The sequence below is a fragment of the Diplocloster agilis genome (genome assembly GCF_019042275.1).
Classification (GTDB): domain Bacteria; phylum Bacillota; class Clostridia; order Lachnospirales; family Lachnospiraceae; genus Diplocloster; species Diplocloster agilis.
The window spans coordinates 79,360-105,596 of the sequence record NZ_JAHQCW010000017.1; the positions used below are offsets into that span (position 1 = coordinate 79,360).

Sequence of the window (26,237 nt, forward strand, 5' to 3'; positions counted from 1 at the left end):
CCCCCTATTTCTTTTTATTTTTCTCATTGAACTGCTGAACCATTCTGGCCTTCGAAGCGATACTTCCCGGCTTGGCCTCGTTATTCTTGTAGAATTCCGTAGACTTTTGAATGGCAGCTTCCCGCTCCTCTGAACTCATAGCTTTTTTCTTAGCCGTCGTATCCTCTATATTTCTCAGACTTTGTCTGGCCACCGTATTCACCTTCTGAGGAGGCAGCCCTTTTTTCGCCCTCTTCTTAGCGGCTTTCTCCGCGTTCTTCGCAATGAGCTGTTCAATATCCACACGATCCATATATTTATTGATAGCAATCTGCTGAATAGCTCTGGCCACCGCACTGGCTACCCAGTAAATACCAAGACCGATCGGGAACGTAAAACAGAATACCGCAGACATGATCGGCATCATCAGGTTCATGGACTTCATGGTGCTGTTCATGGTATTGTTCTCATCGGTAGCAGCGGGCTGAGGCATTAGCTTGATACTCAGCATCTGCGTCAGGGCGGATAAAACTGGTATCGCGATGGCGATCACAATTCCGATGCCAATCCCTGTAGCCATCTCTGTCTTAATAATCGTCCACGGCGCGTCCGCTATATTAATTCCAAAGAAATTATTGATATGAGTCAACTGTTGGGAAGTACCCGATACCAGCTGCTCCAGGCCTGCCTGCGCACCGCCGGCAAAATCCGAGATCTTAGCGGACAAGGTACTCCAATCCGCCGACTGTAACTTATACAGCACGTCCACTATGGTATTCTTAGCAGCTTCCGCCGTACCAAAATCCGTTGACATTACCTTGGCGCTCTGGGCCATCTCGGTAACCAGTTCCTGATAGTTGGGTATCGAATAGATATGGTTCACCAAACCCATAAAAATGTCTTTTACACTGTCCACATAGGCGGGTACATTCATGATAACCCGGTACAGCGCGAACAGGATCGGCATCTGAATGACCAGCTGTAAGCAGCCGCCCGTCGGGGATACCCCGTACTTCGCGTACAGCGCCTTTGTCTCTTCATTCATAGCCATCATGGAATTCTGATCTTTTTTATTCTTATATTTTTTCTGAATCGCCATCAGTTCGGGATTCATTTTCGCCGAAAGCTTGGAAAACTTCTGCTGTTTGATCGTCAGCGGAAGCATACACATATAAATTACAAAGGTAAAGATAATGATACAGACACTGATATTCTGTACATGAAATACCGTATCCAGAAAAATATAAATCTTGTCCAAAATCCAGCCGAGCACTTTGGCAATCGGTCCGATGATAAATGTATTACTCTGTGTTAATAATATTCCTGGCAAAAGAATAACCTCCTCGTGTTATGGAACAGGGTCATATCCACCTTTCGCAAATGGATTACACCGCAGAATTCTTCGAATTGTAAGGTATCCGCCCTTCAGCGCCCCATACTTTGTAATTGCTTCGATCCCATACTCCGAGCAGGTCGGAATATAAATACACTGAATCGATCCTCTTAAATAAGGAGAAATATATTTCTTATAACCTCTGATCAAATGAATCAATACCTTCTTCATTTCATCACTCTCCTTTTTCCTCATCCACGGCAGCTATCCCGTGGAGCCTGCCCAAATGCAGCAACGCCTGTTCTAACTCCTGATAACTTTTCTCTTTCGCGGCAACCCTGGCGATTACCACGAGATCCCATCCTCTTTGAAAAGAGTCTTCATGCAGCCGGTAGCACTCTCTTATGACTCTTGTGATCCTATGCCTTACAATACTATTTCCGACTTTTTTGCTTACCGATATTCCAATTCTGTTTAATTCTGAATGGTTTGGCAGTGCATACAAAACCAAACACTTATTGGCGTAGGATCTTCCCTTTTTGTACACCGTTTGAAAATCTCTGCTTTTTTTCAGCGAATCCGAAAATTTCATATGTCTGATTAACCTGATTTTCCGATTATTTCAGCAAAACCCTGTCTGGTCCTTTCCTTTTTCTATATGTAGCATCCCCGATAAAAAGATGTTCTATATAGAAGAAAAGGCCACATTAGCTGCGGCCTAAGCTGACAATTTTTTTCTTCCTTTTGCTCTTCTGGCTTGCAGAACCTTTCTTCCACCAGCTGTACTCATTCTCTTTCTGAATCCATGAACTTTTGCTCTGGATCTCTTCTTCGGCTGAAATGTCATTTTCATGATCGCGGCACCTCCTTACATACACCAAATATATATAATATTATGGCACAAATTTTTCCTTGAGCTGAGAAAACATCATTTCAATTATATTCATATAGCGGCGTAAAGTCAAGTAAATCCTGGATTTTTTCGCTATATTCTTCACACGCAAAAATCATCTTGTCCAGATTTACATAAAGTTATCAACATTTTGTGGATAACTTGTGGATAATTATCTGATAATTTGTGAAAAAGCTTTTCCCATTCGGACAAACCCCTTCATTTTTCAAGGCGTTCGGAATGTGCATAATGTTTTTTGATAATTCACATAAAGCATTTTAACTTAAAGATTATAGGTTAACCCGAGATGGACAAATTTTACGATTCAACCACTTATTCCAACTTATCCACATAAAATTAACAAAATTTTGCAGCCGATTCATATCAAATTACACATTGCTAAATCAAATGTTTTAGTTTAATATATATTTGAGAGATTTTACAATTCGCAGGATTCATATATTTTTGCGTGCATCAAAATGGTTGAAAGAATTGGGAGATTGAATATGGACACAATTTTAGCAAAATGGAATGAGATTTTGGAAACTGTCCGTGTGGAATACGACATTATGGATGTTTCCTTTCGGACATGGCTCCTTCCTTTAAAAGTATACCGGGTTGAAGATGATGAGATAACCCTGCTGGTCAATCAGGAACAGGCCCTGACCATCATACAGAATAAATACATGCTGCCGCTTAAAGTGACCATAGCAGAAATCATCGGTACAGAATATAATATTAAATTTATCACCCCACGAGATGTCCGGGAAATCGAAAAATCTTCCAGTCAAAGTAAACCACAGATGAACGAAACCATCGAACGGGCCAACTTAAATCCAAAGTATACCTTCGATACCTTCGTCGTCGGCGGTAACAACAACTTTGCACATGCCGCTTCGCTGGCCGTGGCGGAATCACCGGGAGAGATGTATAATCCTCTCTTTTTATATGGAGGCGTTGGACTGGGGAAAACGCATCTTATGCATTCCATCGCTCATTTCATTTTGGACAAGGATCAGAATAAGAAAGTACTTTACGTCACCAGTGAATACTTTACCAATGAACTGATCGAGGCCATCCGAAACGGAAATAATACGGCCATGTCCAAATTTCGTGAGAAATACCGGAACATCGATGTGCTGCTGATTGACGACGTGCAGTTTATCATAGGTAAGGAAAGTACCCAGGAAGAATTTTTCCACACCTTTAATCACCTGCATAGCTTGAAAAAACAGATTATCATCTCCAGTGATAAACCGCCAAAGGATATGGAAACACTGGAAGCCAGGCTCCGTTCCAGATTTGAATGGGGTTTAATTGCCGATATCTCCTCCCCGGATTACGAGACCAGGATGGCCATACTCCGGAAAAAAGAAGAGATGGACGGTTATAACATTGACGATGAAATTATCAAATACATTGCAACCAACATTAAGTCCAATATCCGTGAATTAGAGGGAGCCTTAAACCGTCTGAACGCTTTGGCAAAACTGGAGAAAAAAGAGATTACCATTGAATTCGCGGAAGAAGCCCTGAAGGATATCATTTCCCCCGACGCCAAAAAGGAAATAACGCCGGAACTGATTATCGATGTGGTTGCGGAGCATTTCCATATCAGTTCCGCCGATATCAAGGGAAGTAAACGAAACAGCGAAATCGTAGTGCCCCGTCAGATCGTCATGTATCTGTGCCGGGACATGACCGATACCGCGTTAAAAGCCATCGGCAATATTCTGGGCAAGCGGGATCACTCCACCATTATTCACGGAGCGGACAAGATCACGGATGAGATTAAGAAAAACGACACCCTTCGCAACACCATTGATATACTGAAAAAGAAGATAAATCCGACTTAACCACATACTTTTTATAAAACCGGCAGGTTATCCCCCTACTGTTGAAATGGTTACACCATACCTGAACTTAAGCCGCAGTAAAATACATGCGGCACTGTATGAAATCTATCCACATAAAATGTTGATATCCTGTTCGTTGCGGTTGATAAAAATCTGTACGGAAAATCGTCTGTGCATAACTTGATATTTATCCGGAACCTGTCTCCGGGGTATTCACAGAGTTTTAAAATCTTAAGATTAAGGTTTTATCAGGCTCCCGAGGGGTTATCCACTTACGAACACCCCCTAAGATTAAGACTACGAACTTGTTTTATAAATATATCTATGGCAATCCTGAAAGGAGTTATTCACACTATGAAATTTATCTGTTCGAAGGCCAACTTACTTCACGGCGTCAATATCGTTTCCAAAGCGGTTCCTTCTAAAACCACGATGTCTATATTGGAATGTATCCTGATCGACGCCTCTGCAAATGAGATTAAACTGACCGCCAACGATATGGAATTGGGAATCGAGACCAAAATCGAAGGCGAGATTCTGGAAAAAGGTATCATCGCGCTGGACGCAAAGATCTTTTCCGAGATCGTCCGTAAACTTCCGGATAATGATGTGGTAATCGAAACCGACAGTAACTTAAAGACCACGATCACCTGCGAGAAAGCGAAATTTAATATATCCGGTAAATCCGGTGAGGACTTTACTTATCTGCCTTATATAGAGAGAACGGATTTTGTCACCATTTCTCAGTTCACACTGAAAGAGATGATTCGCCAGACGATCTTCTCCATTGCCGATAATGAAAATAATAAACTGATGACCGGCGAGTTATTTGAAATCAAGGGGAATCAGTTAAAGGTCGTGTCTCTTGACGGACATCGTATTTCTATTCGTAGGATCGAATTAAAAGATACATATGAGGATAAAAAAGTGGTCGTTCCCGGAAAAACCCTTCAGGAAGTCAGCAAGATTCTTTCCGGTGAGGCGGAGGATGAGATCCGGCTGTTCTTTACGGAAAATCATGTGGTGTTTGAATTCGATTCCACCCTGGTGGTTTCCCGTCTGATCGAAGGAGAATATTTCCGAATCGAGCAGATGCTGTCCAGCGACTATGAGACGAAGGTTAAAATAAACAAGAGAGAATTCCTGAACTGTATCGACCGCGCTACCCTGCTGGTAAAAGAGGGGGATAAAAAACCCATCATCATCCACATCGAGGATGGCAATATGGAACTGACCATCAATTCCCAGTTAGGTTCCATGGATGAAAATATCGATATCGAAAAAGAGGGTAAGGATATACTGATCGGATTCAACCCGAAGTTCCTGATCGACGCCCTCCGGGTAATCGATGAGGAGGAAGTTAGCGTATATCTGGTGAATCCGAAGGCTCCCTGTTTCATCAAGGATGATAATGAAACTTATATCTATTTGATTCTTCCGGTGAATTTTAACGCGGTTAACCGCTAAGAATGAATAATATTTTATTCTGCTGAAAAATGTGAGGCGCAGTACATGCGCCACTGGAGGAACGGTTGAACGAAAAGCGTTCCCCCATACCTGAATTTATGGCGCAGTAAATGCGCCCACTGGAGGAAAATAGTGGAAATTAAGTTAAGAGAAGAGTATATTAAATTAGGGCAGGCATTAAAAGCGGCCGGCCTGGTAGAATCCGGTGTGGACGCCAAAGAGGTGATTCTAAACGGTGAAGTGAAAGTCAACGGTGAGGTGGAACGCCAGAGAGGAAAGAAACTCTACGGCGGAGATACCGTGACCTTTGACGGAGAACAGATCGAAATAAAAAAGTAGCTGGTGGAACATGATTATACAATCCATGGATCTTGAAAATTTCCGGAATTACAAGACCCTTCATCTGGAATTCGATGAGGGAACCAATATTCTGTACGGAAATAATGCCCAGGGAAAAACGAACATACTGGAAGCCGTCTATCTAAGCGGTACGACTAAGTCCCACAAAGGAAGCAAGGACCGGGATGTAATCGCCTTCCATCAGGAAGAGTCCCATATCCGTACGATCATTCGCAGGAATGACATATCGTACCGGATCGACATGCACTTAAAAAAAAATAAAACCAAGGGAATCGCCATTAATGGCATTCCAATCAAAAGAGCCAGCGAGTTATTTGGCATCGTCAATTATGTATTTTTTTCTCCGGAGGATCTGAATATTATCAAAAACGGACCGGCCGAACGCAGGCGGTTTATGGATCTTGAGCTCTGTCAGCTGGATAAATCATATTTATTCGACCTGACGAATTATAACAGAGCCCTGAATCAGAGAAACAGACTGTTAAAGGATCTGTGGGCCCGTCCGGAGTTAAAAGATACTCTTTTTCTGTGGGATGAGAAGCTGGCGGAGTTCGGATCAAAGATTATAAAACGCCGGATGGAGTTTATGGATCATCTGGGCCCCATCGTGGAGAGAATCCATGGGCAGCTGTCCGGAGAAAAAGAAAAGTGCAGACTGGTATATGAACCGAATATTTCTGTCAATGCTTTTAGGGAACAGTTGAAAAGAAATCTGGAAAAAGATATGAAATTCAAATTGACCTCCATCGGGCCGCACCGGGATGATCTGCTGTTTCAGATCGGTGGGATCGATATCCGAAGGTTCGGGTCCCAGGGTCAGCAGCGGACATGCGCGCTGTCACTGAAGTTAGCGGAGATTGAGCTGGTAAAAGAGATGATTCACGATACACCAATTTTGCTATTGGATGATGTATTGTCTGAATTAGATAGTAACAGGCAAAATTATTTATTGAACAGTATTAACCAAATACAGACACTGATCACCTGTACGGGGCTGGATGATTTTGTAAATCACCGGTTTGAAATCGACCGGGTATTTCAGGTGGTGGACGGAGTTGTATACACTTAAGGAGGAGTAATATGAGTTCTGAATACGGTGCAGATCAAATTCAGATTTTGGAAGGATTGGAAGCGGTCCGGAAAAGGCCGGGTATGTACATTGGAAGTACATCCTTAAGAGGGCTCCATCATCTGGTATATGAGATTGTGGACAACGCGGTAGATGAAGCTTTAGCCGGATTCTGCAATACCATTGTAGTTACAATTAATCCCGATAATTCCGTTACGGTTATCGATAACGGACGCGGAATTCCGGTCGGAATCAATACCAAGGCCGGGATACCCGCCGTAGAGGTGGTATTTACCATCCTGCACGCCGGCGGAAAATTCGGCGGCGGGGGATACAAAGTATCCGGAGGGCTGCACGGGGTAGGCGCTTCCGTAGTAAACGCCCTGTCCGAATGGCTGGAAGTCTCCATCTACAGCGAAGGAAAAATCTATAAACAGCGCTATGAGCGGGGAAAAGTAATCTACAAGCTGAAAGTGGTAGGAGAGTGCGAGCCGGAGAAAACCGGTACGATGGTTTCTTTCCTGCCGGATAAGAAAATATTCGAGGAAACAGTATTTGATTATGATACGTTAAAGACAAGGCTTAGGGAAATGGCCTTCCTGACGAAAAATCTGAAGATCGTTCTCCGGGATGAGAGAGAAGAGGAAGTCATAGAGAAGACTTTTCACTATGAGGGCGGAATCAAGGAGTTCGTAACCTATCTAAATCGCAGCAAGACGGAAATATATCCGGATATTATTTACTGTGAGGGGACAAAAGACAATGTCTATGTGGAAGTTGCTATGCAGCACAACGACAGCTATACGGAGAGTACGTACAGCTTTGTTAACAACATCAATACACCTGAGGGTGGAACGCATCTGGCGGGATTTAAAAACGCGTTGACCAAGACGTTTAATGATTATGCCAGAAAGAATAAATTGTTAAAAGATAACGAGCAGAACTTATCCGGTGAGGATATCCGGGAAGGCCTGACTGCCATTATCAGTATCAAAATCGGGGATCCCCAGTTTGAGGGGCAGACCAAGCAGAAATTAGGAAACAGCGAGGCCAGAGGCGCTGTCGATAATATTGTCACGGAACAGCTGACCATCTATCTGGAGCAGAATCCTACCGTGGCCAAACTGATTCTGGAAAAATCCATATTGGCCCAGAGAGCCAGGGACGCCGCCCGTAAGGCGAGAGATCTGACCAGGCGGAAAACGGCTCTGGAAGGAATGGCGCTGCCCGGAAAACTGGCGGACTGTTCCGATAAAGATCCGAAAAACTGTGAGATTTATATCGTTGAGGGAGACAGTGCCGGCGGTTCTGCGAAGACAGCCCGGTCCAGAAATACCCAGGCGATCCTGCCGCTGCGTGGTAAAATACTGAACGTGGAGAAGGCTAGGCTTGACAGGATCTACGCCAACGCGGAAATCAAAGCCATGATTACGGCTTTTGGTACCGGAATACACGAAGATTTTGATATTACCAAGCTCCGCTACCACAAAATAATCATTATGACGGATGCCGACGTGGATGGCGCCCATATTTCCACTTTGCTGTTAACGTTTCTATACCGTTTTATGCCCGATCTCATCCGGGAAGGACATGTGTATCTGGCGCAGCCGCCGCTTTACAAAGTGGAAAGAAATAAAAGGGTGTGGTACGCCTACAGCGATCCGGAGCTGAATGAAATTCTGACGGAAGTGGGAAGAGACGGCAACAACAAGATCCAGCGTTATAAAGGGCTGGGAGAGATGGATGCCGAGCAGCTCTGGGAAACCACCATGGACCCGGAACGCAGAATATTGTTAAAAGTGACGATGAACGAGGAAGAGTCCTCGGAAATCGATCTGACGTTTACCACCCTGATGGGGGATAAGGTAGAACCCAGAAGAGAATTTATTGAGACAAACGCAAAATATGTAAAGAATCTGGATGTGTAGGAGGATATGACAGATGGAAGACAATATTTTTGATAAAGTGCATGAAGTCGACCTAAAGAAGACCATGGAAACCTCCTACATAGACTATGCCATGAGTGTTATTGCAGCCAGGGCATTGCCGGATGTAAGAGACGGATTAAAACCGGTTCAGCGAAGAGTTCTGTACTCCATGATCGAACTGAACAACGGCCCCGACAAACCGCACCGTAAATGTGCGCGTATCGTCGGTGATACGATGGGTAAATACCATCCCCACGGCGACAGCTCGATCTATGGCGCCTTGGTCAATATGGCCCAGGAGTGGTCGACCAGATACCCCCTGGTGGATGGACATGGAAACTTTGGTTCCGTGGACGGAGACGGCGCGGCCGCCATGCGTTACACGGAGGCCAGACTGAGCAAGATCTCCATGGAGATGCTGGCTGATATCAACAAAGACACAGTTGATTTCGTGCCAAACTTTGATGAAACAGAAAAAGAGCCTGCCGTACTTCCCTCCCGTTACCCGAACCTTTTGGTTAACGGAACTTCCGGGATTGCGGTCGGTATGGCTACCAATATTCCGCCCCATAACCTGCGGGAGGTTATTAAAGCGGTGGTCAAAATAATCGATAACCGGGTCATAGAAGACCGGGACACCGAGATCGAAGAATTGCTGCAGATTATCAAAGGGCCTGATTTCCCCACGGGAGCTATGATCCTTGGCACCAGAGGAATCGAGGAGGCCTACCGCACCGGCCGCGGTAAGATAAGGGTCCGCGCGGTCACGGATATTGAAACCATGGCCAACGGTAAGAGCCGGATCATCGTAACGGAACTTCCTTTTATGGTAAATAAGGCCCGTTTGATTGAAAAGATTGCCGAGCTGGTAAAAGAGAAAAAAGTAGACGGAATCACCGATCTGCGGGATGAATCCGACCGGGAAGGCATGCGCATCTGTATCGAACTGCGTAAGGATGTCAATGCCAATGTCATGCTGAATCAGCTGTACAAGCATACCCAGCTGCAGGACACCTTCGGGGTCATCATGCTGGCTCTTGTCAACAACCAGCCCAAGGTTATGAACTTGTCCCAGATTCTTCAGTTATACATCAAGCATCAGGAAGAAGTCGTAACCAGAAGAACCAAATACGAATTAAACAAAGCAGAAGAACGGGCCCACATCTTGGAGGGTCTGCTGATTGCGCTGGATAATATAGACGAAGTAATCCAGATTATCCGTTCTTCCCAGAATACGGCTATAGCCAAAGAACGCTTGATGGAACGGTTCTCTTTAAGCGACGCCCAGTCCCAGGCCATCGTGGACATGAGACTGCGTACGCTGACCGGTTTGGAACGGGAGAAGCTGGAAGCGGAATACCGGGAACTGATGGAGAAGATCGCTTATTTGAAATCCATCCTGGCGGATGAAAAGAAGCTGTTAGGCGTGATCAAAGAAGAAATCATGATCATTTCTGAAAAATACGGGGATGAGAGAAGAACCTCCATCGGATTCGACGAATTTGATATTTCCATGGAAGACCTGATACCGGTAGAAAATACCGTGATCGCTATGACCAAACTGGGATATATCAAGCGGATGACTATAGATAACTTCCGCAGCCAGAATCGCGGAGGCAAAGGAATCCGTGGAATGCAGACCATCGATGAGGACTATATCGAAGACCTGTTAATGACCACGACCCACCACTATATCATGTTCTTCACAAACAAGGGAAAGGTATACCGGTTAAAGGCCTACGAGATACCCGAAGCCAGCCGGACCGCCAGAGGGACCGCGATTATCAATCTGCTTCAGCTGACCCCCGGTGAAAATATCACGGCGGTTATCCCGATTCGGGAGTACAAGGTGGGAAGATATCTGTTCATGGCCACTAAGAACGGTATCGTTAAGAAAACGCCCATCACCGATTATGAAAATGTCAGAAAGACCGGATTAGCGGCTATCAACCTGAGAGAAGAAGATGAACTGATCGAAGTTAAATCCACCAACAATGAGAAAGACATCATTCTGGTGACCAAATATGGACAGTGTATCCGCTTTGATGAGAAAGATGTACGTCCGACCGGGCGCGCTTCCATGGGTGTAATCGGTATGAATCTCTCGGATGGGGATGAAGTGGTAGGAATGCAGCTGAATACCCAGGGCGAATATCTGCTGATCGTATCCGAATTCGGTATGGGCAAGCTGACCAGAGTGGATGAGTTTAACAGCCAGAACCGCGGCGGTAAAGGTGTGAAATGCTATAAGATCATGGAAAAGACCGGAAACGTGGTCGGAGTGAAGGCGGTAAACGAGGACAATGAGATCATGCTGATTACGACCGAGGGTACGATTATCCGAATGGCCTGCAAAGGAATCTCCAAACTCGGACGCGTTACCTCCGGCGTAAAACTGATCAATATCGACCAGGAAAAGGATGTATCCGTAGCCAGCATCGCGAAAGTACGGGAAACCTCCGATAAGACCGAGGAAGATGTTCTTAAGCAATTGGAAGATGAGCTGAATAAAGAAGTTTGATAGAAAATTTGAAAATTGCCCTGCGCAGTTGGTTGCGCAGGGCATTTTTTTTCCATAGAAAAGTGCGCCTATGGAAAAAAGTCCTCCGGGGAACGCACTGCGGCGGAAAGGAAGATGCCGCATACGCGGCCCTCCGCAGGCGGAGAGTTTCGCTTGCGAAACCCTTTTTTACTGGATTATGAGAGTTCCAGGAATTTCTTCAGATCCTCATAGCAATTGGCGGCGTCCTGGTAGCCCGTTTCATACAGGGACTTTAATTTCTCTTTATCTTTTTCGATTCTGCGGATCTTAACCGGTTCTTTTGGCTGAATAACGAAGGCGTGGCCGGCCTCTTTTTCTTTCTCTATAAAATCCAGCGTGTTGTTATAATGGATATGGCGGCGTGCCATCTGTTTTACCAGGTTCGGGTACTCTTTGTATTTGCGGTCCAGTATGGGCAGCAGTTTATTTGGGCTTTTTCTGTAGGAGGGATCTCTGGTCAGGATGAGCACATTCTTTTTGTGTCCGTCCTGTATGGATTTTCGGATGGGAATGGAATCTGCGATTCCTCCGTCCAGGTATTCGTTGTCTCCGATTTTTACATTTCGGGACAAAAGGGGAAGCGAACTGGAAGCCTGGATGGCTATGATGTCTTTTCTGGAATCTTTGATCGGAATATACTCCGCTTTTCCGGTGGTTATATTGGTGACTACGGCGTAAAAGGTACCGTCATATTTATCTACTGTGTCATAATCATAGGGATTTAGTTCGTCCGGGATCAGATGGTAACACATGTCGGCTCCGAACATATCTCCGGTTTGAATTAAACTTTTCAGGCTGCAGTATCTGGGATCGTCCAGATAGTCTACGCTGATCGCATATGCACGGCCTCTTTGTCTGGATATATAACTGCAGGCATGGCAGGAACCCGCCGATACACCATAACAGTTTTTAAATTCCAGATCCTGATCCAAAAAGAAATCTAAGACTCCGGCAGTATAGATACCCCGCATGCCGCCGCCTTCCAGTATCAAACCAATATCACGCATACTATTCATCTCCATTAAGTTTAGTGTTTGCAAAGTTTAGTGTTTGCAAAATTTCATGTTTGCATTATATATTTCCATGTTGTCTTAAAACAAGTCCGCTGTCTTATATTATAGGTCTGCGGTTTCTGAAAATCAACAAATAAATTGATATTTAATAAATATTTATTGTTTTTCGATAAATACATATTGATTTTCATAACAGGTTATGATATATTCCAGATAAAGGAAGATGCATTTTCTATCAGAGGAGGATTTTTATGATTTCGAAAAAACTGGTGATGTTTGTTAAGTATCTGCTGGATTTTATGTTTTATAGCGGGTATCTTGTCTGTTTTACGCTTCCGGTATCTTTTAAAATAATAGGGCGCTGGTATCCAACTTTCCGGGATTATTATATACAGATGTGTATCTTGTTTTTTTGTTCCGGAATCGTAGCGGTATGGATTATCGGGGAACTCAGAAAGATATTTCGGACGGTTATTCAGGAAAACTGCTTTGTTCATGAGAATGTGAATAGCCTTAAGAAAATGGGGGTACTCAGCCTCATTATCTGCGGCATTACTCTGATCCGGCTGATTTTCGTCATCACTCCGGCAACCCTGATCATTATACTGGTATTTTTTGTTGCCGGTTTGTTCAGTATTGTTCTCTCCCAGGTTTTTGCTCAGGCCGTTTCTTACAAAGAAGAAAATGACCTGACTATTTAGGAGGTGCCTCATGGGAATTGTAGTGAACCTGGATGTGATGATGGCGAAGAGGAAGATGGGATTGACGGAGCTAGCCGATAAAGTGGATATTACAATGGCGAATTTAAGCATTCTGAAAAATAATAAAGCAAAGGCGGTACGGTTTACGACCTTGGAAGCGATTTGCGAAGCGCTGGACTGCCAGCCCGGCGACATATTGGAATATGTGGATGATAAGCCAAAGCCGTAAGCATACGGCGGATAGGAGAGTAGTATGAAAGAAAAATTAGAGTCACGATACGGATACTTTATGATTTCCAGTATAATATATGGTTTCTTTTTTACATTCTGTCTGTACCGGAATCTGCATGGGATCACATTGCCCTTCTGGGTGGCTGGTACGCTTGCATATTTTATACTGGCTTTTCGGCAGCTGGAATTAAAGATCAAAAAAGACACTGTATTTTATGCGGCGGCAGCGCTGCTGCTGGGGATTTCATCGGTGTTGACGGATGACCTGTTTCTTCACTTTTTTAATATGGCCGGTATCCTGCTCCTGCTTGGCGTCAGTCTGCTTTATCAGATGTATGAGGAGAGAAAGTGGGGATTCGGAAGATTTATCATGAATATTTCGACCTTTTTCTGGGATATTATGGAGAGCATCGCGCTTCCCTTTTCCCAGACCGGGAAATTTTTCAAAAAGAAATCGGGGCAGGAGAACAAAAAACTGAAATATGTATTGTTAGGAATTCTGATAGCGCTTCCGCTGTTCCTGATTGTTGTTCTGATGTTAGTCAGCGCGGACAGGATCTTTTATGAAATGGTTTCAAAGGCGCTGAGTTATATTCGGATTGATATGAATATTGTATTCATTATCTGTATGATATTTCTTGGAATCATACTGATTTATGCCGCAGTGGGCGGTTTGGTTAATTACCGGCTGAAAGAAGATCAGCCCGCGTGTAAAAACCAGGAACCTATTATAGCGATTACGTTTACATCCATTTTGTGCGCGGTTTATCTGATTTTTTGCGGAATCCAGGTAGTGTATTTATTTGCGCAGGGAGTGACAGGACTGCCCGGTGATTTCACCTATGCGGAATATGCCAGAAGAGGATTTTTCGAGCTGCTTTTCGTCAGTATTCTAAACTTCGCTATGGTCATTATTTGCAACACGTTCTTCCGTGATCACAAGGCGCTGAAGGTGTTATTGACCATTATATCCGTCTGCAATTATATTCTGATCGCTTCTTCCATCTATCGGATGATTCTGTATGTTGCGGTTTATCATCTGACCTACTTAAGGGTATTGGTACTGTGGTTTTTGATCCTGCTGGCGTTCTTTATGGCGGGCGCCCTGATCTGCGTATACAGGAGTAAATTCCGTCTGTTTTTTTACTGTATGATCGTACTGACCATCGGCTATCTGGGATTCTCCTTTGCGAGACCGGATTATCTGATTGCCAACTATAACCTGGCCCACATGGAAGTGATGCATATAGATGATATCCATTATCTGATGAACAGCCTTTCAGACGATGCCGCGCCGGCTATCGCCAAATTAGACCCTGAAAATATAGAGGGGGCCAGCCGTGTATATTCGGACGCCTTTAGTTTTGACGCCCAACAGACCCGCAAGATGGAATTCTATGATTATTTTTATAAATTGGATGAGAAATACCAAAGCTCCTGGAGAAAATACAACTTCTCTGAACACAAAGCACAAATAGCCGCAGTTCAGTACCTGGAGAAACATGAAGAAGACAAAAAGTTATTGAAAGTAGATTTCAATTAAGAACATAGAAGATGAATGAAGATCCGGAAGAGAAAGCTCTGCCCCGGAAAGGGGAAAAAGGAGGGAATCCGGTTGAAACTTAAAAATAAAAACAAAGTATTTATCATAGCTCTTATGGCGGTAATTCTTATCCTTTTTCTAGTAATCATCCCTATGTTTTGGAAGCGCCAAAACGATTCCAAAAGGGTGATAGCCATAAACTGGGGAATCCGTATTCCGGATACCAGTGAGGAAATATATGAAAAAGAAAGCCCGGCCGGGTTTCACGGTGATAATGACAGATATAACATATTTAAAATAAAAATGGATCAGCAGACCACGGATTTTATAATAAATATGAATACAGGGAATCATACCGGGCTTCAGGAATATGTGCGGACAATACTTAAAACGCTGGAAATACCTGAGGAATATAGCCCTCAGATGGAACAGAAACCGATATGGATACTGTATTCAAAAAACGAGTGGGACAAAATAGCGGTTCTGTATATGGAAAAGGAACAAAGACTGTACGTTATGGAACATTTTCAGTAGATTATGGGCGGGTTCGCAGCATTCGCAGCTCAAATAATGTATACTTAACAGTATCCCATTAATACATGCCCTTCGGGCGGGTTCGCAGCATTCGCTGCTCAATAATGTATAAGTTCAGGTGCAGTTAGAAAAACTATCAAGACAGCAAATATTTTAACGCTTTCAATCTGAAAGGAGGTGGTCCTGTGGACAATCGTACAAAAATACCCAATAGGTTAATCAATGAAAAATCCCCCTATCTGCTGCAGCATGCTTATAATCCGGTGCAGTGGTACCCCTGGGGTGAGGAAGCATTTGAGAAAGCAAGGCATGAAGACAAGCCTGTTTTCCTATCTATTGGGTACAGCTGACCTGTCTGCAAGGATGTACGTGTCATTGGTGTCATGTAATGGAACAGGAATCATTTGAAAATGAAAAAATTGCGGAGCTCTTAAACCGAGAATACGTATGTGTAAAAGTAGACAGAGAGGAGCGGCCGGATGTGGATTCTGTATACATGTCTGTCTGCCAGGCTATGAACGGGCAGGGCGGATGGCCGCTGACGATTCTTATGACCCCTGATTGCAGGCCGTTTTTCTCCGGCACATACTTACCTCCCAGAGCGCGGTACGGCAGAGCCGGACTGACAGAGCTGCTGCGCGCGGCGGCGAAGCAGTGGAAAGAAAACAGACAAACCCTCCTGGAAAATGCAGGACAGATCGAAACATATCTGAAAGAACAGGAACGCAGGATCGTATCGGCACAACCTTCGATGGCAATGGTCCATCAGGCATTTCGAATCTTTGCAGATAATTTTGATCAAAAAAATGGCGGCTTTGGCGGCGCGCCCAAATTTCCAACCCCCCATAACCTGATATTTCTGATGGATTATGCCGTCAGGGAGAAAAATAAGGAAGCCATGTCCATGGCGGAAACGACTCTGATACAGATGTACCGCGGCGGGATCTTCGATCACATCGGGGGAGGATTCTCCAGATACTCCACAGACGAACGATGGCTGGTACCCCATTTTGAGAAGATGCTATATGACAATGCGCTGCTAGTGATGGCCTATGTGCAGGCTTACGGATTAACCGGCCGTAATATATACGCAGAGGTTGCCATTGAGATTCTAAGTTATGTGGAAAATGAACTTACGGACAAGCAGGGAGGATTCTACTGTGGGCAGGATGCGGACAGCGACGGAGTGGAAGGGAAATACTATGTGTTTATCCCAAACGAAATCAAGGACATCCTGGGCACAGACGAGGGCGAGCGCTTTTGCAGAAAATATGGAATTACCGGACGCGGAAATTTTGAAGGAAAGAGTATCCCGAATTTGCTGGAAAATGAAGCGTTTGAAGAAATCCCCGACCAACAATTTGCATGCAGAAAAAACAAAAATACCGCCTGCGAAGACAACAGAAAAGAAAATATCAAAAAACTATATAAATACCGGATCAGCCGGACCCATCTCCACAAGGATGATAAGATCCTGGTTTCCTGGAACGGCTGGATGATTTGCGCATGTGTCAAGGCGGGAGCAGTGCTAAAAGAAAAGAAATATATAGACCTGGCAGTACGGGCGGAAGCATTTATCCATCAGACCCTGATGAAAAATGGACGGCTGCAGGTACGTTACCGGGACGGCGACACCACCGGGGAAGGAAAATTGGATGACTACGCCTGCTACATTCTGGCGCTGCTTGAACTATATAAAGTAACCTTCCGGACCGATTACCTAAGCCGCGCGTCCCTCCTGGCACAGACCATGCTGCAACAATTCTTCGACGGCCAACGGGGAGGCTTCTATCTGTACGCCGACGATGCGGAACAGCTTATTGTGAGGACAAAAGAAAATTATGACGGAGCCATGCCATCAGGAAATTCCACAGCGGCCCGTGTTCTTCAGACCCTTTCGGAAATTACCGGCCTGACCAAATGGCAGGAAGCATTGGAAAAACAGATGAGTTACTTAGCCGGCGCCATGGAAAGCTATCCGTCCGGCCACAGTTACGCGCTTTTGACCATAATGAATATCCTGCATCCCGCTAAAGAACTACTATGCACAATACCCGCAGACGCTAACCCGGACAATTCAAACGAAGTACTGAAACAACTGAGCTATCTGTCTGAAACCGTACCAAACCTGACCGTTATAGTAAAAACAACAGCAAACGCAAATGAACTTAAAAAACTTGCCCCCTACACCGAGAACTATCCGGTCACCAAATCCGGCATACAATTTTACCTCTGTACCGCCAACAACTGTATGCCCCTGGTCTCCAACCTGGACCAGCTGATGAAAGACCTGGAAGTACACATATAAACATTTCTTGACCAACCCCAAATTTGGTTTTATTATAAACTATAATAACAATCATAAAACAGAAATCTCCCTCACCCCAAAGTTTCATCCATCAAAGCTAAAGCCAAAGCAGGGGAAGAAGGGAGGCTGCGTGCTGCGGGTTTCCGGGAGAAGGCGGGTTCGCGCTGTGGTCCTCGGGAAAAAATCCCCGGGTAAAAAAGCATGGCCGAATAGCGTAGGGAGACTCAAGTAAGAATGGCGGCTCACACGCCGGCATTCTTACTGTTTTCAGAGGCTCCCGGAGCTGTATATGAGGTTGCTTTTTAACCCGGGGATTTTTTCCCGAGGGCCACAGCGCGAACCCGCCTTCTCCCGGAAACCCGCAGCACGCAGCCTCCCTTCTTCCCCGGACCTTAGAATAAGAAAAACGGAGGACCCACCCATGATCAAGCCCATTTATGTGGATACATTAACCCAGACAATCAAAGAAATGTGTATAAAAGTAAATCATTACCTGTCCGAGGACATGACCGCGGCCATGAAACAAGCCGCGGAGACAGAAGAATCCCCGCTGGGAAAACAAATCCTTAACCAGCTCCAGGAGAACCTGGCCATTGCGGGAGAGGAGATGATTCCTATCTGCCAGGACACCGGCATGGCCGTCATCTTTTTGGAGGTAGGTCAGGATGTGCATTTTGAAGGCGGTAATGTGGAAGAAGCCGTCAATGAAGGCGTCCGCCAGGGATACGAGGAAGGATTTTTAAGAAAATCAGTGGTAGGTGATCCGATCATTCGGGAAAATACCAGGGACAACACTCCGGCGGTGATCCATTACAGCATAGTCCCCGGTGACTGTGTGAAGATTACAGTTGCTCCGAAAGGGTTCGGCAGCGAAAATATGAGCAGAGTATTCATGTTGAAACCTGCCGACGGGATCGAAGGGGTCAAGCGCGCCATACTCCAGTCGGTGAAAGACGCCGGGCCGAATGCCTGCCCTCCCATCGTTGTCGGCGTGGGGATCGGCGGAACCTTTGAAAAATGCGCGCTGTTATCGAAAAAAGCTTTGACCAGAGAAGTGGGCAGCCATTCCTCCATTCCCTATGTAAGAGAATTGGAAGAAGAAATGTTGTCTGAAATCAATACATTGGGAATAGGGCCGGGAGGCTTGGGCGGATCGACCACTGCGCTGGCCGTTAATATTGAAACCTATGCCACACATATCGCAGGTCTGCCGGTAGCGGTGAATATCTGCTGTCATGTAAACAGGCATATAGTTCGGACACTGTCATAATATACGGAGGAAAGGTAGAGCGAAAAGATGAACAGACAAATACAATCGCCATTAACAGCTGATGAGGCTGCCTCTTTAAAAGCAGGAGATTATGTATACATAACCGGAACGATCTATACGGCCAGAGACGCCGCCCATAAAAGAATGCAGGAAGCGCTGGAAAGAGGAGAAAGTCTCCCGATACCCCTAGAAAACCAGATGATCTATTATATGGGGCCGTCTCCTGCGCGGAAGGGAAGGCCCATCGGTTCCGCGGGACCCACCACCGCCGGAAGAATGGACCGCTATACGCCGGCTCTTCTGGATCTGGGCTTAAAGGGAATGATCGGCAAAGGCAAGCGGACACAGGAAGTCAAAGACGCCATCGTACGGAACAAAGCGGTATATTTTGCGGCGGTTGGCGGCGCGGGCGCTCTGTTGTCAAAATGTATACAGAATTCCGAAGTGGTTGCTTATGAAGATCTGGGAACAGAGGCGGTACGAAAATTAGAAGTAAAAGATTTTCCCGTAATCGTGGTGATCGACAGCGCGGGAAGAGACCTGTACGAAGAAACCGGAAGACAGGAATAGGTTCGTAATCTGTTTACATTGCACGCAAAAATGTATATACTTAAATCAAATTGTGGATAACCTTGAAAATCTGGAAAGGGACTGTGGAAAATCAAAAAATGAGAGCAAGACGCAGTTTGATAAAAAAACGAATATGGATCGGTTGTCTGCTTATCGCATCTGTCATCAGTACCGGCTGCAATCAGCAAAACGCTGCCGCGGCAACGCCAAAAGTTGAGAGCGCGAAGTCCTCAGACGCTGCTGCCTTGAGAGACTCGACCCCAGTGGTCTTACAACCTGAGGCCCCCGGTACCAATACGATCGGTAATGAAAAAGCGTCAATCGATATTTCTAATATAACAAAGGGATATATTGTGGTGTCCTATAAGGGGAATAATGAAAAAGTTCGTTTTCAGGTTCAGTATGAGAGCGAGGACCCCTATACTTACCGGCTCAATTCCTTTGAAGACGCGGTGTTTCCCCTGACCCGGGGAGACGGAAACTATAAGTTTACCGTTTATGAAAATGTGTCGGGAGACGAGTACGCCACCGCATTTGAGGGAAAGAGTGAAGTCACCCTGGAAAATGAATTTCTGCCTTTCCTGTATCCAAACCAGTATGTAAAATACGATCAGGATACCCAGGCGGTTGCGCTGGGGCAGAAATTGGTAAAGGAAGCCACCGACGATCTGGACGCGTTAGCGAAGATTTATGACTATGTGGTAGGCAATATTGACTATGATTATGATAAGGCTGAGAATGTGGCCAGCGGCTACCTGCCGGTGATCGACCAGGTGCTGGACGAAAAAAAAGGAATCTGTTTTGATTACGCGGCGGTTATGACCTGCATGCTCAGGACCCAGCGGATTCCCACCCAGCTGGTAGTTGGCTATTCCGGAACGGTATACCATGCATGGATTAGTGTTTATATAGATGGAGTGGGATGGATACACGATATTATCCGCTTCGATGGTAAAGAATGGGTGCGCATGGACCCCACCTTAGCGTCCACGAATAAAAAGGCGGAGAAAACGGTGGAGAACAGCGGAAATTATCGGGCAATGTATTACTATTGACCGCAGGATTCGAAGATTGATAAGTTCGAAATATAGAGAAAGAGGAGAGCGTCATGGGAAAACAAAAAAAGAAATTGCTTTCCAACCGGGAAACGGCAGCTTTTTGCGCACAGTTGTCCCTTCTTCTGAAAGCGGGAATCTCAATACCGGAAGGGATTGCCATTCTATGTGAGGATGAGAAAGAGGGAAAGCTAAGCCTGCTGTTACAGTTGAGGGAATCCCTGGAAGATGGTAAATCTTTGTCGGCGGCTATAGAGGAAACCGGTCACTTTCCGGAATATCTCATACATATGATGGCCATCGGAGAGACCAGCGGACGGATGGAAGAAGTGCTGGATTCCCTCAGTTCCTATTATGAGAGAAATGAAGAGGTTTCCGATACCATCCGCAGCGCGGTAACCTATCCGCTGATGATGATCGTCATGATGTTAGCTGTCATTCTGGTTGTGGTCATCAAGGTGCTTCCTATTTTCGAAAGTGTATTCCGCGAATTGGGCGGTGAGATGTCCGGCTTCGCCAGGGGCGCCATGCATCTGGGAACCATCATCAGCCGATATTCCGTTTGGATCGTGGCGGTTGTGGTTCTTCTGGCGCTGCTGTTTTTTATCCTGCGGGCATTGCCGGGCGGGCAGAAGATTTTGTCTTTGATATTTGAAAAATGTTTCCCTAAAATTTCCTCCGCTATGTCGGTCTGGCGTTTTTCTTCGGCTATGGCCTTAATGATGGAGAGCGGGATCGAAATGGAAAAGTCGCTGGAATTGACGGAAGACCTTACCGGTTCCGAATCCATGAAGACGAAGATAGGTTTATTGAAAGAAGAGGTATCCCAGGGGAAAATGTTCTCCGAGGCTGTAGTGGAACACCAGGTATTTTCCGGTTTATATGGAAAAATGATTACCGTCGGAGCTTCTACCGGTATGACCGATGACGTCATGCAGAGAATTGCCGCAGAATATGAAGAAGATTTGGAGAGAAGGATAGAACGCCTGATCTCTGTCATAGAACCTACGCTGGTTATTCTGCTGTCGCTGGTGGTAGGCATGATATTATTGTCCGTCATGCTTCCGCTGATTGGAATTATGTCCGCGATCGGATAGGAGTGAAGAGATAGATGAATAAAAGCCTGTATGGTAAAAAAAAGAAACTGCCGTTTTCTATAAACACCATGATTACCGGAATCCTGTTTCTGGCTTTTTTGGGTTGTATCCTGTACGGGTTCAACGATGTCTCCTCTTCCGCAAAAGAACAGCAGCTTCAGATTGCCCAAAAAGCGGTGGAGAGAGCGGCGGTTCAGTGTTATGCCATCGAAGGGCGGTATCCTCCTGATCTGTCTTATCTGGAGAGCCATTACGGTATTATCCTGGATACCGATCATTTTTTATACCATTATGAACGGTTCGGATCGAATCTGATGCCGGAGATCAAAGTTTTTGAACTGGAACAGGGGGAATGATATTTTGAAAAGAAATGCACATATTGTGGATATTATTTTCATCCTGTCCCTGTTCTGCATCTTTACGGCCAGCGCGCTTCTGGTCGTGCTGATGGGCGCCGATGTCTATCAGGGAATAACCAAAGATATGGATCACAACTACAGCAGCAGAAGTTCGATATCCTATGTGACGGAAAAGATCCGCCAGCATGACAGCGAGGGACAGATTTTCGTCGGAGACCTGGAAAATGAGCCGGCGCTGATTCTGACCCAGAATTATAATAATGATACCTATGAAACCTGGATCTACCGGGACGGAAACCATCTCAAAGAAATCATGGTGGCAGCCGGTACACAGGTAAATCCCGGAGATGGACAGGAGTTAATGGAAGTCACGGACTTTCAACTGGAAGCCGCAGATCAGAGTATCCGGATCGCCGCCGCCGACGGGGAAGGAAAATGGTCCGAAAGCATGGTGTATGTCCAGTGCGGCCCGGTTAAGATGCGGGAAGGCTGAACATAAAGCATATAGGTATATCTGAAGGCGTTTGCTATATGCGCGGAATAACGCAAACATGGAGATAAGAATGAGAAGAAAAGCGTCGAAAACAAAGATGTTTTTATTGGAATTTATAATTATAATCCTGTTTTTTTCACTGGCGGCTACGGTGTGCGTGCGTATTTTCGTCAACGCGAAACTAACCAGTGTACAAAGCAGCAGGCTCACAGGCGCGGTATTGAAGGTCCAGGAAGCGGCGGAAAATTTCAAAGCCGTGGATGGGGATGCGGACCGGTTGGCAAAAGAGCTGGATGGAATTCTGGAAGGACAGAACGTGATTGTTTATTATGATACGGATTGGAAACCGGCGGCAGGGCAGACAGATGACAATTACCGAATGGACATCCAATTAGACAGGGATCAGAATCTGATAACCGCCGTCATCGTTATGAGCCATGCGCAGGATGAAATATACCGTTTGAAAATCCAGAAAGTTACCGATGCTTAGAACAGGAGGTCGCCATGCTTCGTAAAAGAGGTGCCGGAGGAATCGGTCTTGGGGCAGTTTCCATACTGGCCGTGTTTGTTGTATTATGTATGACTGTATTTTCGATACTATCCTTTACGTCCGCCAGAGCGGATCAAAAGCTTTCGGAAAAGAATGCGAAGGCGGTACAGGAATACTATCAGGCGGAGTCAAAAGCGGAAGAACAGTTAGGGGCCCTGCTAAGAGAAAAGAATATTGAAGATTTACTGACGCTGGCCGCTCAGGATGGATGTGATATTACAAATGACGGGCAGAATCATTATATAAGTTATGTGATACAGGTGAATGAAATCCAGGACCTGTATGTGGAAATAGCCCTGTCCGGCGCAAATCAGGACATACCCCGGGGACACTGGTCCAAACAAAAGTGGGAAATCCGAGTGACGGAGCCGGAACAGCCTGACGAGAAACTGAATGTTTTAAAGAGGTAATATACCTGTATGCCCAAAAGACAGGACTAATTAAGGAGACACCCTACGGGTATACCTATATGCTCAAAAACCAGAATAGGAAAGGGGAATGAATATGGATGTCCACCAGATATTGGAAGCGGCGGCGCGAAAAAACGCTTCAGATATTTTTATTATAGCCGGTCTTCCTGTGTCTATAAAATTAAACGGTCATATTGAACGTACCGATACGGATAAATTAAAACCTGATGATACCAACCGGATACTGATGGAGATTTACCAGATCAGCGGCCGCAGTCCGAAGCTTATGGAGGAGACCGGGGACGACGATTTCTCCTTCTCCATTCCGGGCGTCGCCCGTTTCCGGGTCAGCGTCTATCAGCAGCGGGGTTCCTTAGCGGCGGTGATCCGCGTGGTAGCCTTTGATCTGCCTGATCCGAAGGTATTGGGCATTCCTGACATGGTAGTGGAACTGGGAATGAAGAAGAAAGGATTAATTCTGGTTACCGGACCCGCTGGAAGCGGAAAATCCACGACGCTGGCCTGCATGATCGACCGGATTAACCATCAGGCCAACAGACATGTGATTACACTGGAAGATCCCATTGAATATCTGCATCGCCATGATAACAGTATCATCAGCCAGCGGGAGATCGCTACGGATACCAAAAGTTATACGGTGGCCTTACGGGCGGCGCTGAGGCAGTCGCCGGATGTTATCTTATTAGGGGAAATGCGGGACTTTGAGACTATGAGTATTGCTATGACCGCGGCGGAGACAGGGCATCTGATCATCTCGACGCTGCATACCATGGGCGCGGTGAATACCATAGACCGGATTATTGATGAGTTTCCGCCAAGCCAGCAGCATCAGATCCGGGTTCAGCTGGCTATGGTGTTAGAAGCGGTCGTGTCCCAGCAGCTGGTTCCTACCGTAGACGGCGCTGTGGTTCCGGCGGTAGAGATCATGGTGTGTAATACGGCGGTTCGGAATCTGATCCGGGAATCCAAGACACATCAGATCGACTCCGTGATCGCCACATCGGCGCAGGAAGGGATGATTACGATGGATGCCAGCCTGCTTTCCCTGTATGGAAAAGGAATCATCGACCGGAAACAGGCCCTGGCCTACAGCATGGCTCCGGAAATGATGGAAAAAAGATTAAATCGCGTCTGAAAATATTGGTTTCATAACGAAAGAAAAATAGTAGCGCTGGAAAAAGCGATAACAAAGGTGATAAGAGAAGATGAAAAGAATAATGCTGATGGTTCTTCGGAATCTGTTGTTTGCTCCTTTTTGGTTTATCCAGGTATGCTGGTATGGGAGCCATATAGACCGGTATTCGGAAGAACAGAGATTTGCGCTGTTAAAAAAGGTAACCATCCACGCGAACAAAGGCGGGAGAGTGAAAATAGAGCCTCACGGATTGGAGAATCTGCCGGAAAAAAACGGATTTATACTCTATCCGAATCATCAGGGTATGTATGATGTACTCTCTTTTTTGGAATGCTGCCCCAGACCATTTTCCGTAGTGATGAAAAAAGAACTGGTAAAAGTACCGTTCCTGAAACAGATCTTCCGGGTAATGGAAGCGATCCCTATGGACAGGGACGATCTTAAGCAATCCATGAGAGTGATCCTGCAGGTGGCTCAGGAAGTGAAAGAAGGGCGCAATTATCTGATCTTTGCCGAGGGAACCCGTTCCAGAGACGGTAATCATCTGCTCCCTTTTAAAGGAGGCAGCTTTAAAAGCGCCGTCAGGGCACAGTGTCCCATCGTCCCGGTTGCCATCATGAATTCATATCTGCCCTTTGACACGAATTCCATAAAAAAAGTGACGGTTCCTGTCTATTTTTTGCCTCCGCTATACTATGAGGATTATAAAAATCTAAAAACAACAGAAATTGCTGAAATTGTAAGAGAAAAAATAGAAAAAGCCATTGACAAAGCCGGTTATAATTAGTATAATAATTTCTGCGTCACCGACGTGATGCATACAATATCATATGAAAAATACCGAATTCAGGAGAAATACTCAAGTGGCTGAAGAGGCGCCCCTGCTAAGGGTGTAGGTCGTTTGCGCGGCGCGAGGGTTCAAATCCCTCTTTCTCCGTTCCGTTTTTTCAGAAGATTATTTTTTTGCGGAAAATTGGTGTTGACAGAGAATAACGTCGATGCTATAATGTAATTCCAGCCGCGAACAAATAATGTACAGAAATAAGTACAAAAAAACGGTTGACAGTGATTAAGAGATGTGATATTCTATCAAAGTTGCGTCTGACAAAATCAGACAAGCAGCGCCCGATGAACATTGATAACTAAACAGTGAAACAACCCTGAAAATTCTAAAAAAGAATTTCAGAAACGAACGCTTTCTTATTATAGAAGCAACCTGATGCAAAAGCAATTTTGCGAAGGAAGCGGAAGAATGAGAAGCAACCTTAAAACAGTATGACGGAAAGATAGCTAGTAGTTATCTTGACGGAATCAAACACTTAAACATGAGAGTTTGATCCTGGCTCAGGATGAACGCTGGCGGCGTGCCTAACACATGCAAGTCGAACGAAGCACTTATGACGATTCCTTCGGGATGAAGCGTTTGTGACTTAGTGGCGGACGGGTGAGTAACGCGTGGGTAACCTGCCTTATACAGGGGGATAACAGTTAGAAATGACTGCTAATACCGCATAAGCGCAC

General features: G+C 45.4%; 27 protein-coding genes, 1 tRNA gene and 1 rRNA gene. 24 read left to right on the forward strand and 5 right to left on the reverse strand.

The features are described from left to right. Positions 1 to 4: 4 nt before the first annotated feature. From KTH89_RS11550 to rpmH, 4 genes are all read right to left on the reverse strand, one after another. Positions 5 to 1,309 (reverse strand): YidC/Oxa1 family membrane protein insertase, encoded by a 1,305-nt coding sequence (locus tag KTH89_RS11550; protein ID WP_158345236.1) that lies wholly within the window; start codon positions 1,307 to 1,309, stop codon positions 5 to 7. Between the two features lie 18 nt (positions 1,310 to 1,327). Further along, the gene (gene yidD / locus KTH89_RS11555; protein ID WP_238721817.1) at positions 1,328 to 1,543 is read right to left on the reverse strand and encodes a membrane protein insertion efficiency factor YidD; all 216 of its coding nucleotides are present in this window, start codon (positions 1,541 to 1,543) and stop codon (positions 1,328 to 1,330) included. 4 nt (positions 1,544 to 1,547) lie between these two features. After that, positions 1,548 to 1,904 carry a ribonuclease P protein component gene (gene rnpA / locus KTH89_RS11560; protein ID WP_158345232.1) on the reverse strand — a complete coding sequence of 119 codons (357 nt, stop codon included), beginning with the start codon at positions 1,902 to 1,904 and terminating at the stop codon, positions 1,548 to 1,550. 126 nt (positions 1,905 to 2,030) lie between these two features. Next, entirely contained in the window at positions 2,031 to 2,165 is a 135-nt protein-coding gene (gene rpmH, locus KTH89_RS11565; protein ID WP_158345230.1) for a 50S ribosomal protein L34, read from the reverse strand. A 545-nt stretch (positions 2,166 to 2,710) separates the two neighbouring features. Between rpmH and dnaA the strand changes: the two genes are divergently transcribed. From dnaA to gyrA, 6 genes are all read left to right on the forward strand, one after another. Beyond that, positions 2,711 to 4,060 carry a chromosomal replication initiator protein DnaA gene (gene dnaA, locus KTH89_RS11570; protein WP_158345228.1) on the forward strand — a complete coding sequence of 450 codons (1,350 nt, stop codon included), beginning with the start codon at positions 2,711 to 2,713 and terminating at the stop codon, positions 4,058 to 4,060. A gap of 354 nt (positions 4,061 to 4,414) precedes the next feature. Beyond that, on the forward strand, positions 4,415 to 5,527 hold the full coding sequence (gene dnaN / locus KTH89_RS11575; protein ID WP_238721818.1) for a DNA polymerase III subunit beta: 1,113 nt from the start codon (positions 4,415 to 4,417) through the stop codon (positions 5,525 to 5,527). A gap of 129 nt (positions 5,528 to 5,656) precedes the next feature. Then, complete coding sequence (locus tag KTH89_RS11580) at positions 5,657 to 5,866, forward strand: RNA-binding S4 domain-containing protein (RefSeq protein WP_158345224.1); 210 nt, start codon at positions 5,657 to 5,659, stop codon at positions 5,864 to 5,866. Between the two features lie 10 nt (positions 5,867 to 5,876). Beyond that, a complete protein-coding gene (recF, locus tag KTH89_RS11585; protein ID WP_158345221.1) occupies positions 5,877 to 6,956 on the forward strand; it encodes a DNA replication/repair protein RecF in 1,080 nt (359 codons plus the stop codon). Between the two features lie 11 nt (positions 6,957 to 6,967). Continuing rightward, on the forward strand, positions 6,968 to 8,884 hold the full coding sequence (gyrB, locus tag KTH89_RS11590; protein ID WP_238721819.1) for a DNA topoisomerase (ATP-hydrolyzing) subunit B: 1,917 nt from the start codon (positions 6,968 to 6,970) through the stop codon (positions 8,882 to 8,884). A 13-nt stretch (positions 8,885 to 8,897) separates the two neighbouring features. Next, positions 8,898 to 11,405: a DNA gyrase subunit A gene (gene gyrA, locus KTH89_RS11595; protein ID WP_158345217.1), complete on the forward strand. Its 2,508-nt coding sequence runs from the start codon at positions 8,898 to 8,900 to the stop codon at positions 11,403 to 11,405. Between the two features lie 176 nt (positions 11,406 to 11,581). Here the strand turns inward: gyrA and KTH89_RS11600 are convergent, their stop codons facing one another. Further along, complete coding sequence (locus KTH89_RS11600) at positions 11,582 to 12,433, reverse strand: patatin-like phospholipase family protein (protein WP_238721820.1); 852 nt, start codon at positions 12,431 to 12,433, stop codon at positions 11,582 to 11,584. Between the two features lie 257 nt (positions 12,434 to 12,690). Here KTH89_RS11600 and KTH89_RS11605 point away from each other — a divergent pair, with 257 nt between their 5' ends. The 18 genes from KTH89_RS11605 to KTH89_RS11685 form a co-directional block, all read left to right on the forward strand. Further along, positions 12,691 to 13,140, forward strand: coding sequence for a DUF2975 domain-containing protein (locus KTH89_RS11605; protein ID WP_238721821.1), 450 nt, complete (start codon positions 12,691 to 12,693; stop codon positions 13,138 to 13,140). 10 nt (positions 13,141 to 13,150) lie between these two features. Next, positions 13,151 to 13,369, forward strand: a complete 219-nt coding sequence (locus KTH89_RS11610; RefSeq protein ID WP_158345211.1) for a helix-turn-helix domain-containing protein — start codon at positions 13,151 to 13,153, stop codon at positions 13,367 to 13,369. A gap of 24 nt (positions 13,370 to 13,393) precedes the next feature. Then, a complete protein-coding gene (locus KTH89_RS11615; RefSeq protein WP_238721822.1) occupies positions 13,394 to 14,914 on the forward strand; it encodes a DUF4153 domain-containing protein in 1,521 nt (506 codons plus the stop codon). Between the two features lie 72 nt (positions 14,915 to 14,986). Then, positions 14,987 to 15,448: a hypothetical protein gene (locus KTH89_RS11620; RefSeq protein ID WP_238721823.1), complete on the forward strand. Its 462-nt coding sequence runs from the start codon at positions 14,987 to 14,989 to the stop codon at positions 15,446 to 15,448. Positions 15,449 to 15,633: 185 nt separating this feature from the next. Then, positions 15,634 to 15,798, forward strand: a complete 165-nt coding sequence (locus tag KTH89_RS24920) for a DUF255 domain-containing protein (protein ID WP_330656680.1) — start codon at positions 15,634 to 15,636, stop codon at positions 15,796 to 15,798. A gap of 38 nt (positions 15,799 to 15,836) precedes the next feature. After that, complete coding sequence (locus KTH89_RS11625) at positions 15,837 to 17,756, forward strand: thioredoxin domain-containing protein (RefSeq protein ID WP_275061784.1); 1,920 nt, start codon at positions 15,837 to 15,839, stop codon at positions 17,754 to 17,756. 421 nt (positions 17,757 to 18,177) lie between these two features. Next, the gene (locus KTH89_RS11630) at positions 18,178 to 19,026 is read left to right on the forward strand and encodes a fumarate hydratase (RefSeq protein ID WP_238721824.1); all 849 of its coding nucleotides are present in this window, start codon (positions 18,178 to 18,180) and stop codon (positions 19,024 to 19,026) included. Between the two features lie 27 nt (positions 19,027 to 19,053). Then, positions 19,054 to 19,596: a Fe-S-containing hydro-lyase gene (locus KTH89_RS11635; protein WP_158345199.1), complete on the forward strand. Its 543-nt coding sequence runs from the start codon at positions 19,054 to 19,056 to the stop codon at positions 19,594 to 19,596. Positions 19,597 to 19,712: 116 nt separating this feature from the next. After that, on the forward strand, positions 19,713 to 20,651 hold the full coding sequence (locus tag KTH89_RS11640) for a transglutaminase-like domain-containing protein (protein WP_238721825.1): 939 nt from the start codon (positions 19,713 to 19,715) through the stop codon (positions 20,649 to 20,651). A 53-nt stretch (positions 20,652 to 20,704) separates the two neighbouring features. Continuing rightward, entirely contained in the window at positions 20,705 to 21,748 is a 1,044-nt protein-coding gene (locus tag KTH89_RS11645) for a type II secretion system F family protein (RefSeq protein WP_238721826.1), read from the forward strand. 14 nt (positions 21,749 to 21,762) lie between these two features. Continuing rightward, positions 21,763 to 22,104: a hypothetical protein gene (locus tag KTH89_RS11650; protein WP_158345192.1), complete on the forward strand. Its 342-nt coding sequence runs from the start codon at positions 21,763 to 21,765 to the stop codon at positions 22,102 to 22,104. A 4-nt stretch (positions 22,105 to 22,108) separates the two neighbouring features. After that, positions 22,109 to 22,600, forward strand: coding sequence for a DUF4860 domain-containing protein (locus tag KTH89_RS11655; protein ID WP_238721827.1), 492 nt, complete (start codon positions 22,109 to 22,111; stop codon positions 22,598 to 22,600). A gap of 70 nt (positions 22,601 to 22,670) precedes the next feature. Beyond that, a complete protein-coding gene (locus KTH89_RS11660; protein ID WP_158345188.1) occupies positions 22,671 to 23,090 on the forward strand; it encodes a hypothetical protein in 420 nt (139 codons plus the stop codon). A 14-nt stretch (positions 23,091 to 23,104) separates the two neighbouring features. Beyond that, entirely contained in the window at positions 23,105 to 23,560 is a 456-nt protein-coding gene (locus tag KTH89_RS11665; RefSeq protein WP_238721828.1) for a hypothetical protein, read from the forward strand. A 94-nt stretch (positions 23,561 to 23,654) separates the two neighbouring features. After that, positions 23,655 to 24,716 carry a type IV pilus twitching motility protein PilT gene (locus KTH89_RS11670; protein ID WP_158345330.1) on the forward strand — a complete coding sequence of 354 codons (1,062 nt, stop codon included), beginning with the start codon at positions 23,655 to 23,657 and terminating at the stop codon, positions 24,714 to 24,716. Positions 24,717 to 24,786: 70 nt separating this feature from the next. Further along, complete coding sequence (locus tag KTH89_RS11675) at positions 24,787 to 25,503, forward strand: lysophospholipid acyltransferase family protein (protein WP_158345184.1); 717 nt, start codon at positions 24,787 to 24,789, stop codon at positions 25,501 to 25,503. A 62-nt stretch (positions 25,504 to 25,565) separates the two neighbouring features. Next, a tRNA-Ser gene (locus KTH89_RS11680) sits at positions 25,566 to 25,653 on the forward strand. Between the two features lie 384 nt (positions 25,654 to 26,037). Beyond that, positions 26,038 to 26,237, forward strand: a 16S ribosomal RNA gene (locus tag KTH89_RS11685); the annotation flags it as partial.